General features: G+C 60.4%; 13 protein-coding genes and 1 tRNA gene. 11 read left to right on the top strand and 3 right to left on the bottom strand.

Features of this window, described 5'->3' with window-relative positions; all coding sequences use genetic code 11:
- Positions 1–2 precede the first annotated feature (2 nt).
- Together ACUIAD_RS00745 and gdhA are read right to left on the bottom strand one after the other, a co-directional pair.
- Positions 3–2,870: a MucBP domain-containing protein gene (locus tag ACUIAD_RS00745; RefSeq protein ID WP_445343362.1), complete on the bottom strand. Its 2,868-nt coding sequence runs from the start codon at positions 2,868–2,870 to the stop codon at positions 3–5.
- A gap of 672 nt (positions 2,871–3,542) precedes the next feature.
- Entirely contained in the window at positions 3,543–4,889 is a 1,347-nt protein-coding gene (gdhA, locus tag ACUIAD_RS00740) for an NADP-specific glutamate dehydrogenase (protein ID WP_445343361.1), read from the bottom strand.
- Between the two features lie 381 nt (positions 4,890–5,270).
- Between gdhA and ACUIAD_RS00735 the strand changes: the two genes are divergently transcribed.
- From ACUIAD_RS00735 to ACUIAD_RS00695, 9 genes are all read left to right on the top strand, one after another.
- Positions 5,271–5,732 (top strand): Hsp20/alpha crystallin family protein, encoded by a 462-nt coding sequence (locus ACUIAD_RS00735; RefSeq protein ID WP_110452539.1) that lies wholly within the window; start codon positions 5,271–5,273, stop codon positions 5,730–5,732.
- 184 nt (positions 5,733–5,916) lie between these two features.
- Positions 5,917–6,135 carry a translation initiation factor IF-1 gene (gene infA, locus ACUIAD_RS00730; protein WP_015022331.1) on the top strand — a complete coding sequence of 73 codons (219 nt, stop codon included), beginning with the start codon at positions 5,917–5,919 and terminating at the stop codon, positions 6,133–6,135.
- A 25-nt stretch (positions 6,136–6,160) separates the two neighbouring features.
- A complete protein-coding gene (gene rpmJ, locus ACUIAD_RS00725; protein ID WP_015022330.1) occupies positions 6,161–6,274 on the top strand; it encodes a 50S ribosomal protein L36 in 114 nt (37 codons plus the stop codon).
- A gap of 132 nt (positions 6,275–6,406) precedes the next feature.
- Positions 6,407–6,784: a 30S ribosomal protein S13 gene (rpsM, locus tag ACUIAD_RS00720; RefSeq protein ID WP_015022329.1), complete on the top strand. Its 378-nt coding sequence runs from the start codon at positions 6,407–6,409 to the stop codon at positions 6,782–6,784.
- A gap of 80 nt (positions 6,785–6,864) precedes the next feature.
- Positions 6,865–7,263 carry a 30S ribosomal protein S11 gene (gene rpsK, locus ACUIAD_RS00715; protein ID WP_015022328.1) on the top strand — a complete coding sequence of 133 codons (399 nt, stop codon included), beginning with the start codon at positions 6,865–6,867 and terminating at the stop codon, positions 7,261–7,263.
- Between the two features lie 75 nt (positions 7,264–7,338).
- A complete protein-coding gene (locus ACUIAD_RS00710) occupies positions 7,339–8,334 on the top strand; it encodes a DNA-directed RNA polymerase subunit alpha (protein ID WP_110452538.1) in 996 nt (331 codons plus the stop codon).
- A gap of 126 nt (positions 8,335–8,460) precedes the next feature.
- Positions 8,461–9,105, top strand: coding sequence for a 50S ribosomal protein L17 (rplQ, locus tag ACUIAD_RS00705; RefSeq protein WP_445343360.1), 645 nt, complete (start codon positions 8,461–8,463; stop codon positions 9,103–9,105).
- A 78-nt stretch (positions 9,106–9,183) separates the two neighbouring features.
- Positions 9,184–10,146: a tRNA pseudouridine synthase A gene (locus ACUIAD_RS00700; RefSeq protein WP_110452536.1), complete on the top strand. Its 963-nt coding sequence runs from the start codon at positions 9,184–9,186 to the stop codon at positions 10,144–10,146.
- A 108-nt stretch (positions 10,147–10,254) separates the two neighbouring features.
- Positions 10,255–10,340: transfer RNA gene (locus tag ACUIAD_RS00695), tRNA-Ser, on the top strand.
- A gap of 494 nt (positions 10,341–10,834) precedes the next feature.
- Here ACUIAD_RS00695 and ACUIAD_RS00690 read toward each other — a convergent pair.
- Complete coding sequence (locus ACUIAD_RS00690; RefSeq protein ID WP_146208621.1) at positions 10,835–11,719, bottom strand: hypothetical protein; 885 nt, start codon at positions 11,717–11,719, stop codon at positions 10,835–10,837.
- A 71-nt stretch (positions 11,720–11,790) separates the two neighbouring features.
- Between ACUIAD_RS00690 and nusA the strand changes: the two genes are divergently transcribed.
- Both nusA and infB read left to right on the top strand, forming a co-directional pair.
- The gene (gene nusA, locus ACUIAD_RS00685) at positions 11,791–12,849 is read left to right on the top strand and encodes a transcription termination factor NusA (RefSeq protein ID WP_110452534.1); all 1,059 of its coding nucleotides are present in this window, start codon (positions 11,791–11,793) and stop codon (positions 12,847–12,849) included.
- A 183-nt stretch (positions 12,850–13,032) separates the two neighbouring features.
- Positions 13,033–15,801: a translation initiation factor IF-2 gene (gene infB / locus ACUIAD_RS00680; RefSeq protein ID WP_445343359.1), complete on the top strand. Its 2,769-nt coding sequence runs from the start codon at positions 13,033–13,035 to the stop codon at positions 15,799–15,801.
- The last annotated feature ends 82 nt before the right edge of the window (positions 15,802–15,883 follow it).

Below are 15,883 nucleotides of genomic sequence, written 5' to 3'. Positions count from 1 at the left end.
TGTCAGTGCTTGTTGGTTCCCCTGCGCCGGATCGCGACCAGCAGGAGGATGACTCCAGCTGCCAGAGCGATTGCGGCTGCGGCTATAGGCCAGGCGGAATTTGCGCCGGTGCTTGACAGGTCGGCCGGATCCTTGTTGCCGTCCTGGTTGTTTACCGTGTGGCTGCTTGACCCATTGCTTGCAGGCTTGGCCTTGACGGTGAGCTTGGCCTGGGTTTCACGCCCGTCGGCGGTCTTGATGGTGACCTGGTAGGTGCCGGGCTTGGACAGGTCGGCCTTGGACAGGTCCACGCTGGTGGCGACGGGCTTGCCGTCCCGGTCGGTGGCCTTGGCCTTGAAGCTGTCGGCGGTCGGCTCGGGGTCGCCCACGTACATGGCGTAGTCCTCGGCGGTCAGGCTGCGCTGATCGGCCTTGACGGTGAGCTTGGCCTGGGTTTCACGCCCGTCGGCGGTCTTGATGGTGACCTGGTAGGTGCCGGGCTTGGACAGGTCGGCCTTGGACAGGTCCACGCTGGTGGCGACGGGCTTGCCGTCCCGGTCGGTGGCCTTGGCCTTGAAGCTGTCGGCGGTCGGCTCGGGGTCGCCCACGTACATGGCGTAGTCCTCGGCGGTCAGGCTGCGCTGATCGGCCTTGACGGTGAGCTTGGCCTGGGTTTCACGCCCGTCGGCGGTCTTGATGGTGACCTGGTAGGTGCCGGGCTTGGACAGGTCGGCCTTGGACAGGTCCACGCTGGTGGCGACGGGCTTGCCGTCCCGGTCGGTGGCCTTGGCCTTGAAGCTGTCGGCGGTCGGCTCGGGGTCGCCCACGTACATGGCGTAGTCCTCGGCGGTCAGGCTGCGCTGATCGGCCTTGACGGTGAGCTTGGCCTGGGTTTCACGCCCGTCGGCGGTCTTGATGGTGACCTGGTAGGTGCCGGGCTTGGACAGGTCGGCCTTGGACAGGTCCACGCTGGTGGCGACGGGCTTGCCGTCCCGGTCGGTGGCCTTGGCCTTGAAGCTGTCGGCGGTCGGCTCGGGGTCGCCCACGTACATGGCGTAGTCCTCGGCGGTCAGGCTGCGCTGATCGGCCTTGACGGTGAGCTTGGCCTGGGTTTCACGCCCGTCGGCGGTCTTGATGGTGACCTGGTAGGTGCCGGGCTTGGACAGGTCGGCCTTGGACAGGTCCACGCTGGTGGCGACGGGCTTGCCGTCCCGGTCGGTGGCCTTGGCCTTGAAGCTGTCGGCGGTCGGCTCGGGGTCGCCCACGTACATGGCGTAGTCCTCGGCGGTCAGGCTGCGCTGATCGGCCTTGACGGTGAGCTTGGCCTGGGTTTCACGCCCGTCGGCGGTCTTGATGGTGACCTGGTAGGTGCCGGGCTTGGACAGGTCGGCCTTGGACAGGTCCACGCTGGTGGCGACGGGCTTGCCGTCCCGGTCGGTGGCCTTGGCCTTGAAGCTGTCGGCGGTCGGCTCGGGGTCGCCCACGTACATGGCGTAGTCCTCGGCGGTCAGGCTGGTCAGGTCCTTCTTGTAGGTCAGCGTGATATCGGTCGGCTGCCCGTCGCTCCCGTAGGTCCCCTTGGCCACGTCCGGCTGAGAGGAAAGGAAGTAATAGTGGCTGTCGCCCTTCGTTACGTCGCTGCGATCCACGGTGAAGTCTGTGCCGACTTTGCCGGAAAGAACGGCATCGTCCTTGATTTTTTCGCCGTTTTCGTCAGTGTAGTGCACGAGGACGTCCGAGTAGACGGTGACGGTGTACTCGGCAGTGCGTGAATTCCCGTCCGAGTCCTTGACGCTGAACTTGACCTTGACCGGGCCGTTCTTTTGCTCGCTGAGCCTGTCCATGAGGGCTTTCTGGCTTGCCTGGTCGACTACGACCTTGCCTGACAGATCGCCGTCCTCGACATCAGTGGCAGTGACCGGGTCCAAAAGCCACTGGGTGAGGTTCATGGTTTCCCCCTGCTTGAGGGCGCGGTCGGGGCCTGCATTCAGCTGGGGTATGAACCCGAGGTTGCCAAGATTCTGGTAATATCCCTCGAGGTACTTCACCTGCTTCTGGATTTGAGACGACTTGTAGACCATGGTCAGCTTCCCTGCAGCCGTCGCATCGCGTACCTGGACTTTGATGCCCATGACGAACCAGCTCATCTGGAATCCGTCAGGGATGATCACCTCAAGGGTCTGGGGATCGATCTGGCGCGTGGTCCAGCCATGGTCGGCAAGCGGCACATAGTGTGTGAAGGTATTAGGCCACCCGCCCGTGTCTGACAGCATGACGTCATCGGGGGAGATGGATGAGGATTCTCCCGACGTGCTCAGCGTAATGGTGCGGGACTTCTCCTGATCGGGCTTCGACAGGTAGCCCGGATCGACCACAATGTTGAAATCCATAGTCGTTCTGTCGGGCAGGTAGCATTGCTTGCCCTGAATGGGGCCGATGTAATTGTCTCCCAAGCCTTTGATGCTATAGCTGCCCCATGAAGGGATCATGCGGTTATCGCCATAGCCTCCGCCAGGGTCAGGACTGGGCTTGTCCAAATCGTATTGGTTGGCGCCCTTCAGCTCTATATCCTGACCGTTGAAGGTGGCGCTGACCTTGTTGTTCTTGCTGGGGTTGCCGCTGGGGTGGAAATTGATGATGAATGTGATGTCAGCCTGGGAAATATCCATGGCGAAGGTGAGGGTGGCGGTGCCTTTCTGGGCATCGTAGGACCACTTGCCGTATTGTTCGTCGCCGTTGGGCTGTATGTTGTTCCAATCCAGGGAATCAGGGTTTGAGAACGTCAGAGTGAGCGTGGATCCGCTCTTGATTGAGGCGCTCTGGTCGATCTTGACATTGAAGGCCAGAACCTGACCCCACATGTTGCTGCCCTGATCGAACAGTGAAGTCACCGTGATTCCCTGCATCGATGCAGGTTCAGACCGTGTGGACGGAGTGTTTGACGGCTCTGCATTCAGCCCGTATGCCCCGTTCGCTCCCGCAGCAGTCTCAGGCTTTCCTCCCTGGCTAAGCGCATAGCCAGTGGTAGGCATGGCTAAAATCACCGCTACTGCAAGTCCCAGCGCGGCTTTCATTGGTTTTCGCAATTGCTCCCTCTCAATTTCTACGTCTAGGTGTAGTTACCCCCGCTGAATTCCATGCTAACAAAGGTGGACAAAAGGTGTGTCGGCAGAAGACAGGCATGAGTGGAAGGCGAAAATCATCTCATCGCTTCCCTCCTTGGCGACACTGCCACGGTCTTTGAAAATAAGGGAAGGAGGACGTCAAACAGGGTGAATGCCGAACGGCATATATGAGATCACCAAAAGCTCCGCCCGCCATATACGCAAGTGCCAGGAATCACCTGGATGATCAACTATGGGAAAGCGCCGATCCAAGCCCATCAGGCACTGGGCCACGACTGCACACGGGTGCCGGGCAGCATCGATGTTCGATTGCTGCAAAAGAGGGAGCGCTCCATCATCGGTCCGATACGACGCTGAGCCGATGATGGAGCGCTCCCTCAATATGGTTGGATATATAGCGACAATATCCTGCGGCGGATTACCGGGAGGGTGGTTCCTTTACAGGATGCCTTGGGCCACCATGGCATCGGCCACCTTGGTGAAGCCGGCTACGTTGGCGCCCAGCATCAGGTCGCCCTCATGCCCGTATTCCTTGGAGGCCTGGTAGGACTTCTGGAAGATTCCAGTCATGATGTCCTTGAGCCGCTGGTCCACCTCGTCAAAGGTCCACTGCAGGCGAAGGGAGTTCTGGCTCATCTCCAGTCCGGAGACGGCTACGCCGCCGGCATTGGCGGCCTTGGCGGGCCCATAGAGCACCTTGTTGTCCTGGTAGACCTGAATGGCCTCGGGGGTGGAAGGCATGTTGGCGCCCTCGCAGACTACGGTGCATCCGTTGGCGACCAGGGTCCTGGCGGACTCCTCATCGATTTCGTTCTGTGTGGCGCAGGGCAGGGCGATATCGCAAGGCACGGTCCAGACGCCCTTGCAGCCCTCGTGGTATTGTGCGGAATCCACGCGGTCTGCATACTCGCGAATTCGGCCACGGTGCCCCAGTTTGATGTCCTTGACGACATCGAGGTCAATCCCGTTGGGATCATAGATGTATCCGTCGGAGTCGGATGCCGTCACCACCTTGGCGCCCAGCTGTTGGGCCTTTTCGGTGGCGAAGATGGCCACGTTGCCCGAACCGGAGATGACGACGGTCTTGCCCTGGAAAGAGTCCTTGCGCAGCGTCTGCAGGGCCTCCTGAGTGTAGTAGCACAGGCCGTATCCTGTGGCCTCGGTCCGGGCCAGGGAACCGCCGAAGGTCAGATCCTTGCCGGTCAGAACGCCCGAGTACTCGTCCCGCAGTCTCTTGTACTGACCGAACAGGTAGCCGATCTCGCGTGACCCCACATTGATATCGCCGGCGGGCACATCGGTGAACTGTCCGATGTGGCGCTGCAGTTCAGTCATGAAGGCTTGGCAGAAGCGCATGACCTCGGCATCCGAGCGGCCCTTGGGGTCGAAGTCGGACCCGCCCTTGCCTCCTCCCATGGGCAGTCCGGTCAGCGAATTCTTCAGAATCTGCTCGAAGCCCAGGAACTTGATAACCGACTCGGTCACGGTCGGGTGGAAACGCAGGCCTCCCTTGTAGGGGCCGATGGCCGAGTTGAACTGAATCCGGTAGCCGCGGTTGACCTGCACGTGGCCCTGATCGTCGGTCCAGGCCACGCGGAACTTGACTGTACGCTCGGGCTCGACCAGACGCTCCAGTACGCCGTTGGCCTCATACTCGGGATGCCGCTCCACCACGGGCTCCAGGCTGGAGAAAACCTCTCGAACAGCCTGCAGGAATTCCGGCTGGTCGCCGTCGCGCTTCTCAACTTGCTGATATGCGCGCTTGATGTATTCGTTGGTGAGCATCTGAGCTCCTTTGATTAGGGATGGCCGGTCCGTCCGGTCCAAATGCGATTGGGTCCGCCCTCAAGTGCCTGCGGGGCTGGCGGAATCTCATCTTATGGTAAATGTTTCAAAGTCGTGTCACAAGAATTTTGGCTTTTAATGTCTACCATGTGGTCATTCAAGGCCCGAAGAATGAGAGAGCAAGGATGAATAGCATGCCTATTGACCAAAGTTGAGTCGCTATGGCTCAACTTTTATTCCTTGGGTGAACATTGGGCATGGAACCCGGAGCCTGCGGTTTGGACAAAGTGAAGGGCAGGAAGCCCGGGAGGACAGGTCAGGATGTCCGCCTGGGGTTCCGGTCCACGAAAACTATTGACTTAGAGAATCAGGAGATGCGTTATGGCTATGTTTCCCGCATTGATGAACAATTCGATCTTCAGCGACTTCTTTGATGATCCCTTCTTCAACAACTGGCGTGATGGGCGTCGGCAGGTCCAGGGATCCAAGAACGCGCTGAACAGCCCGCTGATGAACACGGATGTGCGTGAGAAGGACGGGCAGTATCAGCTCTCCATTGATATGCCCGGCTTCGATAAGAACGACATCGGTCTCCGTCTGGAGGATGGCTACCTGATTGTTTCCGCCCAAAAGAACAGCGATCAGGGCGACAAGGACGACCAGGGCCGGTGGATTCGGCGTGAGCGCTACACCGGGTCCTGCTCCCGCAGCTTCTACGTTGGCGACAAGGTCCGCCAGGAGGACATTCATGCCCACTATGCCAACGGCACCCTGGAGGTGACCCTGCCCAAGGCCAGCATCGAACCGGCCGACAATACACAGACCATCGCCATTGAGGACTGACGGATTATTATCCTCTTTCAGACCGCCTGCACGACTGCTATACTGATAAAGCGACAGTCGTTCAGACGGCCCTTTTGTCGTATCAACACGCTATTGCCCAATTTGGGTCCATCAATGCTATACTTATCATTTGGCGTGTCTTTCGGCGCGCTGTGTAACCGGCCGAGGATCGGATAGAAGGTTTATGGCAAAAGATGGTGTGATCGAGGTGGAAGGGCGTGTAGTCGAGGCTCTCCCTAATGCGATGTTCCGCGTCGAGCTCGAGAACAAGCACCTGGTGCTGGCCACCATTTCCGGCAAGATGCGCAAGAACTACATCCGCATTCTGCCTCAGGATCGGGTGGTGCTCGAAATGAGTCCCTATGATCTGAACCGCGGACGGATTACGTACCGGTATAAGTAACAAGGTACACAAGCAAAGGAAAACCATGAAGGTCAGCCCTAGTGTGAAGAGAATCTGCGAGAACTGCCGCGTGATTCGTCGTCACGGCCGCGTCATGGTGATCTGCAAAAACCCACGCCACAAGCAGCGCCAGGGCTGAGCGGATTCCCAGCGGCAACGAACACCAAAGGCGCTGAGTCACAGCCGACAGGCTGAACCCCGGGTGCGCAGGCCCGGGCCGGGAGACCGGAAGACTCGGTGCACGACCTGCGTAGAGCAAAAAGGAATCGCAATGGCACGTCTTGCCGGAGTCGACATCCCCAACGAGAAGCGCATAGAGATAGCCCTCACCTACATCTTCGGTGTAGGGCGTACTCGCGCCAAGGAAACACTTGCCGCGACCGGAGTGAATCCGGACACCCGCGTCAAGGATCTCACGGACGAGCAGCTCATTACGCTGCGTGATTACCTCGAGGGAAACTACAAGATCGAGGGTGATCTGCGTCGTGAGATCGACGCTGATATTCGCCGTAAGATCCAAATCAATTGCTACCAGGGCCAGCGCCACCGCCGGGGCCTGCCCGTGCGCGGCCAGCGGACCAAGACCAACGCCCGCACCCGCAAGGGACCCAAGCGCACCGTCGCCGGAAAGAAGAAGGCGACCAAGTAAGGCCGAATGCGAAGCGGGGATGAGGGTCTCCGATGGTTCGCACTAGCAATCAGTTATTCGTGACAAGGAAACGAGGATCAATGGCAGCAGCAAAGCAGGCCGCGCGCAAGCCTCGTCGTCGGGACCGCAAGTCGGTTCCGGTCGGGCAGGCGCATATCAAGTCAACATTCAACAACACCATCATCTCCATCACCGATCCCTCCGGTGCTGTAGTGGCATGGGCTTCGGGCGGCGACGTAGGCTTCAAGGGCTCCCGCAAGTCCACTCCTTACGCAGCGGGCATGGCTGCTGAATCCGCAGCCCGCAAGGCCATGGAGCATGGGGTCAAGAAGGTGGATGTCTTCGTCAAAGGCCCGGGTTCGGGCCGTGAGACCGCTATCCGTTCCCTGCAGTCCGCAGGCCTGGAGGTCGGTTCCATCTCCGATGTGACCCCACAGGCACACAATGGCGTTCGTCCTCCCAAGCGCCGTCGCGTCTGAGCACTAGAAAACCCATGAATCCACCCGCGAAGACCGGTGAGTGCACCACCGGTCGGAGCTGAAAGGATAGCAACAGTGCTTATTGCACAGCGTCCGACTCTTACTGAAGAAGTCGTCAATGCCCAGCGCTCCCGTTTCACCATCGAGCCCTTGGAACCCGGATTCGGGTACACCCTGGGTAACTCCCTGCGTCGTACCCTGCTGAGCTCCATACCAGGTGCGGCTGTAACCTCGGTCCGCATCTCGGGAGCTCTGCACGAGTTCACCACGCTACCTGGTGTGGAGGAGGACGTCACTGAGATCCTGCTCAACATCAAAGGCATCGTGCTGACCAGCGAATACGACGAGCCAGTGGTCATGTATTTGCGCAAGAGCGGCAAGGGCGAGGCCACCGCCGGAGATATCACTCCGCCGGCTGGCGTCACCGTGGCCAATCCTGATCTGCATATCGCGACCCTGGCTGAGGACGGCGAGCTGGAGATCGAGTTTACAGTGGAGCGTGGTCGTGGATACGTCCAGGCCCAGCTCAACAAGCAGGACAACGATGAGATCGGGCGTATCCCGGTTGATTCCATCTACTCTCCGGTGCTCAAGGTCAGCTACAAGGTCGAGGCCACACGTGTCGAACAGCGTACGGATTTCGACAAGCTGATCCTGGACGTGGAGACCAAGCCGGCTATTTCACCGCGTGACGCGGTGGCGTCAGCTGGGTCGACCCTGGTTGAGCTCTTCGGCCTCTGCCGCGAGCTCAACACCCAGGCTGAGGGCGTGGAGGTCGGACCAGAGCCTGTGGCGGAAGAGACCGATCCGCAGATGTCCGTGCCGATTGAGGATCTGAACCTGACGCAGCGTTCCTATAACTGCCTCAAGCGCGAAGGAATCCATACTATCGGTGAGCTGGTCTCGCATACTGAGCAGGATCTGCTGGATATTCGCAACTTCGGCATGAAGTCCATCGACGAGGTCAAGGAGAAGCTCGAGGGCATGGGGCTGTCGCTGAAGGCCTCACCGCTGGGCTTCGACACCAATAATCTCGAGGGAGGCACCTTCTTCTCGCCCGACGACGAGTGAAGGATCGCAGCCTTCGTATGAGCGGGCGAAGGGGAAGGGTTCCCTCGCTTGCTGACAGCAATTCCGGGAAGTCGGATGTTCGGGCGTATGCCCACCTGTCCTCCCGGGCCGTAAGGAGATAATCCAATGCCAAAACCTAGCAAGGGCCCACGCCTGGCCTCCAGCCCGGCGCACGAGCGGTTGATGCTGGCCAACATGGCCACCAGCCTCTTCGCCAATGGCCGTATTACGACCACTCTGCCCAAGGCCAAGCGTCTGCGTCCGCTGGCTGAGCGGCTGATCACCTTCGCCAAGCGAGGGGATCAGCCCGCCCGTCGCCGTGTCATGCGCGTCATCCGCGACAAGTCTGTGGTCCACATTTTGTTCACGCAGATTGCCGAGCAGATGCAGCAGCGCGAAGGCGGCTACACCCGCATCACCAAGATCGCACCCCGTCGCGGAGACAACTCACCGCAGGCTGTGATCGAGCTTGTCACCGAGCCTCTGTCGGCCAAGAAGGCCGTCGTCAAGGAGGCTGAGTCTGCAGCAAAGGTGGCCGCCAAGGACGAGAGCGCCGAAGTGGCTGCAGCCACTGATGCCGCTGTCGCAGAAGGCGCTGCCGAGGATGCTGTCGACCAGGCCGTCGAGGCCAATGAGGCCGATCAGGACGTGGCCCAGGCCGACAAGGCTGCAGAGGATCTGGAGCAGACCGCTGACAAGGCGGATAAGGCCGAAGCCCAGGCTGAGGAAGATGCCGACGTGGCTGAGGATGCCGAGAAGGCCGCTGAGTAATCGATCATTGCATCAAGTGACGGGGTCGGGGAGCATGGCTCTCCGGCCCCGTCACTCATTTGCATCAGGGAGGCCTTGATGGAGGAAGAGGAGGGGAGGATGTCCCTTACCAGGCTGCGCATGGACCTGGCCTATGATGGTGGAGGCTTCCATGGCTGGGCCCGGCAGCCTGGTCTGCGCACGGTCCAGGGCTGCATCGAAGATGCGCTGACCCTGATCGCAGGAGGTCACGGACAGGCTGGCTGTGCCCACGGTGATAGGAGTCCTTGGCGACCCAGGCTGGCCGTGGCCGGCAGAACCGATACCGGGGTTCATGCGTCCCATCAGGTGACTCACTTGGATATTCCCGAGACTGTGCTCGAATCATGCAAGGGGCACATGGGTGTGGATGGCGTACAGGCCCTGGAGCGTCGCCTACGACACCTGTTGCCTTCCGACATCGTTCTGCAAAGACTCAGCACGGCGCCTGAAGGCTTTGACGCACGTTTTTCAGCACTGGAACGGACATACGTCTATCGGGTCAGCCAGGGCGGTCAGCCAGGTGATCCGCGCATGCGAGGCTATGTGCTGAATCTGGAGGGGAGCTTGAATCTGCAGGCCATGAACGAGGCAGCGGCGCAGTGCGTCGGCTTGCATGACTTCGGGTCCTTTGCTACGCCAAACACTGGCGGCACCACCATACGAAAGGTCCTGGCCGCGCACTGGGACCTGGTTCCGACCGTGAGTTTACCGGGAGTGCAGCCTGGGCAGAATTCAGTCGGATACATTCCGGTCTTCATGGAGTCCGGGCTGACGGTCTTTCGTATTGTGGCTGACGCATTCGCCCATAGCATGGTTCGTTCCCTGGTGGCGGCCTGCATCCAGGTAGGCTTGGGCCGTCGGTCCGTGCAATGGTTTGCCGACAAGGTGGCCCATCCTTTGCGCGAAGGATCAACAGGCCCCATAGCCGCCCATGGGCTGACCCTGGAACATGTGGCCTATCCGCCTGATGAACAGCTTGCAGAACGTGCGCAGGCCATCCGTGCCCGCCGCACCCTGTAAGGTCCCTGGTTATTTGGAGCAGCTGCGGTTGCGCCACGCCGCTTGCCAGGTAGGGACTCTGTGGCATAATAGAAAAGTTGTTGTTCGGCAGTGTCGGGCAACGACCATGGTTGAGTGTCCGAGCGGTCTAAGGAGCACGCCTCGAAAGCGTGTGAGGGCAAATCCCTCCGCGAGTTCGAATCTCGCCTCAACCGCCCTAAGGGTCCCGGCCTGACGGTCGGGACCCTTGTATTTGATTCTGTTGCGGCATTGCAAAGTAGCAGCGCTTCACCCCTTGAGTTGGGTTTCGTGACCGCTTTTTATATGTAGTATTCCCTTATGCCCTCTTTGGCTGTACGGGTTTGACACGGCACTGTGTCTTAATGCTGAGCAAACGCAAATGCCGTGCAATGCAGGAGGCGATGCAGTGGCAAACACTAGGTCGCCTCCTACATTGCACGGGTTCATACCCCCCGCGTTCCAAGGAAATAATCCCGTGGAACACGTTCTATGGTAGCACTGTCCGTACTTATATCGCCACTCGCAACGTCCTCTTATGGTTGAAGATTTCGATGAATTCGAAATGTTTGATCACTGATAATGTCTGATCGTTGCTGCTGACCTTTGCTAACGCTGTGGGCATCCACTGGCAGGGAACGCTCGCGCATAAGAAAGAGATAACGTCGTGAGAAACGATTCAGGTGAGCTGTCAGTGCTTGGAGGTGTGCAGCAGAGCTGATGAAGCGGTTGGATAGCCAAGGTTCATGGCCATGGATATGTGGGCTACGATCATGTCGACCAGGGCAGATGCGGCTTCCTGGCGGCTTTTTGCGTTCTGGCTGGCGTCGGTGCGTATCGTGCCTGAGGAACCGTTCAGTTTTCTCCCCACATCCAGAAGAGTCCGGGCCGTGTCCATCTCGATAAGAGCGGGAGTAGGAATTTGTATTCCGTTGGCGGGGTCGACTCGATCATCGGGGTGCGCCAGAAGATCAGTGGTGGGATAGACTCCCTGTCGGGGATCGTGTTTGGAGCGGCCGACCAGAATCTGCGCGGCCGTTGTGTGCGCATCGGCTAGGGTCAGCATCCATGTGGCATCAGTTTTGCGGGCTGCGAGGACCGATAAGTAGAACCCGGAACGGTCTTCGCCTGTGACTGCCTGATCGTGCAGTTCGGTGGGCAGCATCCTGGACAGCGGATCTAACCGCTGCGCAGCCTGGACCAGTCTGAGCGTAGCTGCTCGACGATTGGTCTGCCCGCCCTGGGAGGCCGATAAAGCCTGGGCTGCGTGTACTGTAGCTTCATCCAGCTGGGAAGGGCACTCGCGAGCCGCTTGGATCCAGGCCTGGGCCCGGCTGTCTGCCTGATCCTTCTGCTGGAGCTGATCCGACCGCCGGGCTCGGGTCCATGCCTGCTCGCAGGCGGTGGAACGGAGATTGTCGGGGTCGTGCCGACTGACGTGCACCGCTGAAGGCGCGCATCCGGACATGGAGACGGCCAGCAGAAGTGCCCCGATGCCGGCGACCATACGTCGTGCCAGGATCGTCAGTCGACGACGCGCCCGCATTTGGTATTCAGGAACCGGCTGTGTCTGCATGAAAGGCTAGAATAGTAGGCATTGCAGACCAAAAGAAGCGCGGTCTGAATAACTTCATAGGAGGTCTTGACATGGAACTGGACCTGGCTGAAATTCATCAGCTGGCACACGAACAAGGGATTGATGCCGAGACCTTGGATCAAGCACTGAGCGAGGCTCTTCTTCTGGCCTATCAGAAGTCACCTCATGCAGCCAGACACGCACGGGTGGAGCTGGACGAGCGAGCAGGCACTTTTACCATCTGGGCACAGGACGAGATCGCACGTGATCCCACTCCTGAAGAGCCCAATCCGGGATACGATCTGGGCGAGGAATACGACGACACACCGAAGGACTTCGGACGGCTGGCGGCTTCCACTGCCCGCCAGGTCATTCGACAGCTCTTCCGCCAGGCTGACGATGAGCGCGTCTTTGGAGCTTTCTCCGGTCAGAAGGGCCATCTGATCACCGGAGTAGTCCAGCAGGATGCCAGCGATCCAGGCAATGTGCATGTGGCCGTAGATAATGTCGAGGCCATTCTGCCGCGCCGCGAGCAGGTTCCTGGAGAGCATTACCGGCACGGTCAGCGTATCCGCGTCTACGTGGTCAATGTCTCCCGAGGGCTCAAGGGGCCGGAAATCATCGTATCGCGTTCTCATCCGGAGCTGGTTCGCCGCCTCTTCGAGCGGGAGGTGCCCGAGCTGGTCTCGGGCGCAGTGTCCATCATGGCCATCGCCCGTGAGGCCGGGGCCAGAACCAAGATTGCGGTCCGAGCCAACAGCAAGGGGGTCAATCCCAAGGGTGCGCTGATCGGTCCGGGTGGCGCGCGCGTTCGTGCAGTCATGGAAAATCTGGGGCCTGAGAAGATCGACATTGTGGACTGGTCCAAGGATCCTGCCGAATTCGTGGCTGCAGCCCTGTCACCGGCCGTGGTCAGGCAGGTGCAGATCGTCAGCGAGTCCAACCGCACGGCCATCGCCTTCATCAAGGACGCTCAGCTCTCCTTGGCAATAGGCAAAGAGGGCCAGAACGCCCGTCTGGCCGCCAAGCTGACGGGCTGGAAGATCGGCATTGAGTCCGAGGAGGCGCATCAACAGAAATTGCGTGAGCTGCAGGCGCAATCTGCTTCGGCTGCTGGTGAAGACGACTGAGAGCAAACATCCGACGACGCGAGTATGCTGAATCCGGTATCCCGAGTCCGGTGGTCTATGCCGTCGGCCCCGGCACAGAGACGAGGTAACACGATCATGGTCGCACGATGAGACAGGATATGTTCGCCGTCATGAAAGAGTGATCGCGCCGGTCATATGCGCGGTCCGGTAAGGAGAAAGTAAGTGCCCAAAGCACGCGTGTATGAGCTGGCCAAGGAATTTGGCGTAGACAGCAAGACTGTTCTGGCGAAATTGAAGGACATGGGCGAGTTCGTCAAGTCCGCATCTTCCACTGTCGAAGCCCCAGTGGTTCGTCGACTTAAGAGCGCTTTCCCCCAGACTGGACAGGGTGACGCTGGTCAGGCCGCTGCACGAAATGCACGCCCTGGCAGCCCTAGTCATGGAAGCGGCCAGGGTCAGCATGACCGCCCGCAGTCCGGTAGCAGACAGAAATCCATGTCTGGGCCCAAGCCCGGGCAGAGCCCTCGGCCCTCAGCCGGCGGCAACGTGTCACGGGGGCAGCAGCATCCCGCAAATCACTTCCCCAAGCCCGGTGCCTCCCAGGGTAACCGCAATGAACATGCACAGCGCAGCCAGTCCCGTGGGCCCAAGCCTTCAGTCATGGGCAGGCCCGGCCCCCAGGCATCGCGCAACAACGGTCGTCCCGGAGGCTCCGGCGCTTCGGCGGCACGTCATGGAGCACGGTCGGGAGCTTCAACGCCTCGTCCAGGCAACAATCCTTTCAACCGCAAGCAGGGGATGAAGACCCCCATGCCTTCAGACATCCCCAGGCCGCACCCCATGGCCAGGCCTACTGTCAACGATTCACGCAGAGGCCGTGGCGGATTCCGCAACGGCAGAGGCGGTCGCTCCGGGCAGCCCGCTCGTCCAGGACAGTGGGGCCATAGCCGCCCCGGTCAGCAGTCGCATCAGGGCGGCAGCAGCCGTTTCGGTGGTACCTCGGCACCCTCAGGCGGTTTCCGCAGCGGCTCGGGCCGCGGCGGTCGTGGTCGTGGCGGTGCTGCTGGAGCTTTCGGCCGCCAGGGGGGCAAGTCCTCCAAGGCTCGCAAGAACCGGATGGCTAAGAGGCATGAATTCCAGGAGATGAAAGCACCCGTCATCGGCGGCGTGCGCATCCCCGCAGGCAACGGCCGTACCGTTCAGCTTCGTCAGGGCGCGACCCTTGCTGATCTGGCTGACAAGATCAACGTCAACCCTGCCGCCCTGGTCACAGTGCTCTTCCACCTGGGTGAGATGGCCACGGCTACTCAGTCCCTGGATGAGGCCACTTTCCAGATCCTGGGCGACGAGATCGGGTGGAAGATCCGCATCGTCTCCGCCGAGGAGGAAGACAAGGAGCTTCTACAGCAGTTCGACATCAATCTGGATGAAGAACGCAATGGCCAGGATGACGAGAACCTGCAGCCCAGGCCTCCGGTGGTCACGGTCATGGGACACGTCGACCACGGCAAGACCCGCTTGCTGGACACCATCCGCAAGACCAACACGACCACCCAGGAGGCCGGCGGCATCACCCAGCGCATCGGTGCCTACCAGGCCACGGTCACCCTTGACGGGGAAGATCGAAAGATCACATTCCTGGACACCCCTGGCCACGAGGCCTTTACGGCCATGCGCGCCCGCGGCGCCGAGCTGACCGATGTGGCCATCCTGGTAGTGGCCGCGGATGACGGCGTCATGCCGCAGACCGTCGAGGCCATCAACCACGCGCAGGCCGCTCATGTGCCCATCGTGGTGGCTGTCAACAAGATTGACGTGGAAGGAGCCAATCCCGAGAAGGTGCGCGGTCAGCTGACCGAATTCGGCCTGGTCTCAGAAGAGTATGGCGGCGATACCATGTTCGTCGATATCTCTGCCAAGCTGGGCACCAACGTGGACAAGCTCCTGGAGGCGGTCCTGCTGACTGCCGATGCTGATCTTGACCTCCGGGCCAACCCCGACATGGACGCTCGCGGCGCCACGGTTGAGGCCCGTCTGGACAAGGGACGCGGAGCTGTGGCCACTGTGCTGGTCCAGCAGGGAACCCTGCATGTGGGCGATGCCATCGTGGCTGGATCGGCTTATGGCCGTGTGCGCGCCATGCTTGACGAGAACGGTCAGCAGATGGATGCCGCCGGTCCTTCCACGCCTGTCCAGGTGCTGGGGCTTACCTCGGTGCCCACCGCTGGCGACCTCTTCCTGGTCGCGCCCGACGATCGCACCGCTCGACAGATTGCCGAGAAGCGCGAGGCTTCGGCCCGTGCCGCTCAGCTGGCCAAGCGCCGCAAGGTGGTCTCTCTGGAGAGTCTGAAGGAGCAGTTCGCCAAGTCCGAGGTGGACATGCTCAACATCGTCATCAAGGGCGACTCTTCAGGTTCAGTCGAGGCGCTGGAGGACTCCTTGATGAAGATCGAAGTCTCCGACGAAGTCGGAATTCAGGTCATCCACCGAGGTGTGGGCGCCATCACCCAGAACGACGTCAATCTGGCCACGGTCGACAAGGCCGTCATCATCGGTTTCAACGTCCGGCCCAACAGGCAGGTCCAGGATCTGGCCGACCGCGAGGGTGTAGAGATCAAGTACTACTCGGTCATCTACAACGCCATCGAGGATATTGAGGCCGCGCTCAAGGGAATGCTCAAGCCGGAGTACGAGGAGGTCACAACCTCCCACTCCGAGATCCGCGAGATCTTCCGCTCCTCCAAGTTCGGCAACATCGCGGGCGTCATGGTCCAGGACGGCACCGTCAAGCGGGGCACCAAGGCTCGCATCGCCCGCAACGGGGTGGTCACTGTCAACGACCTGGAGATCTCCTCCCTGCGCCGGTTCAAGGACGATGTCAACGAGGTGTCCGAAGGCTACGAGGCTGGCATCAATCTCGGCTCCTTCAACGACATCGAGGTGGGCGACATCATCGAGACCTACGAGATGCAGGAAGTGGAACGCAAGTAAAGCCAGCAGGCCACCTGAGTGCCCGTCAGAGGGCCTGTGGCGATCCGCCCCGGTCCGGGTACTCCCTGGCCGGGGCGGATGT

The sequence above is a fragment of the Bifidobacterium sp. ESL0819 genome, assembly GCF_052606245.1.
The sequence above is the reverse complement of the archived record's forward strand: the minus strand, read 5'-3'. Positions and strand labels throughout refer to the sequence as shown.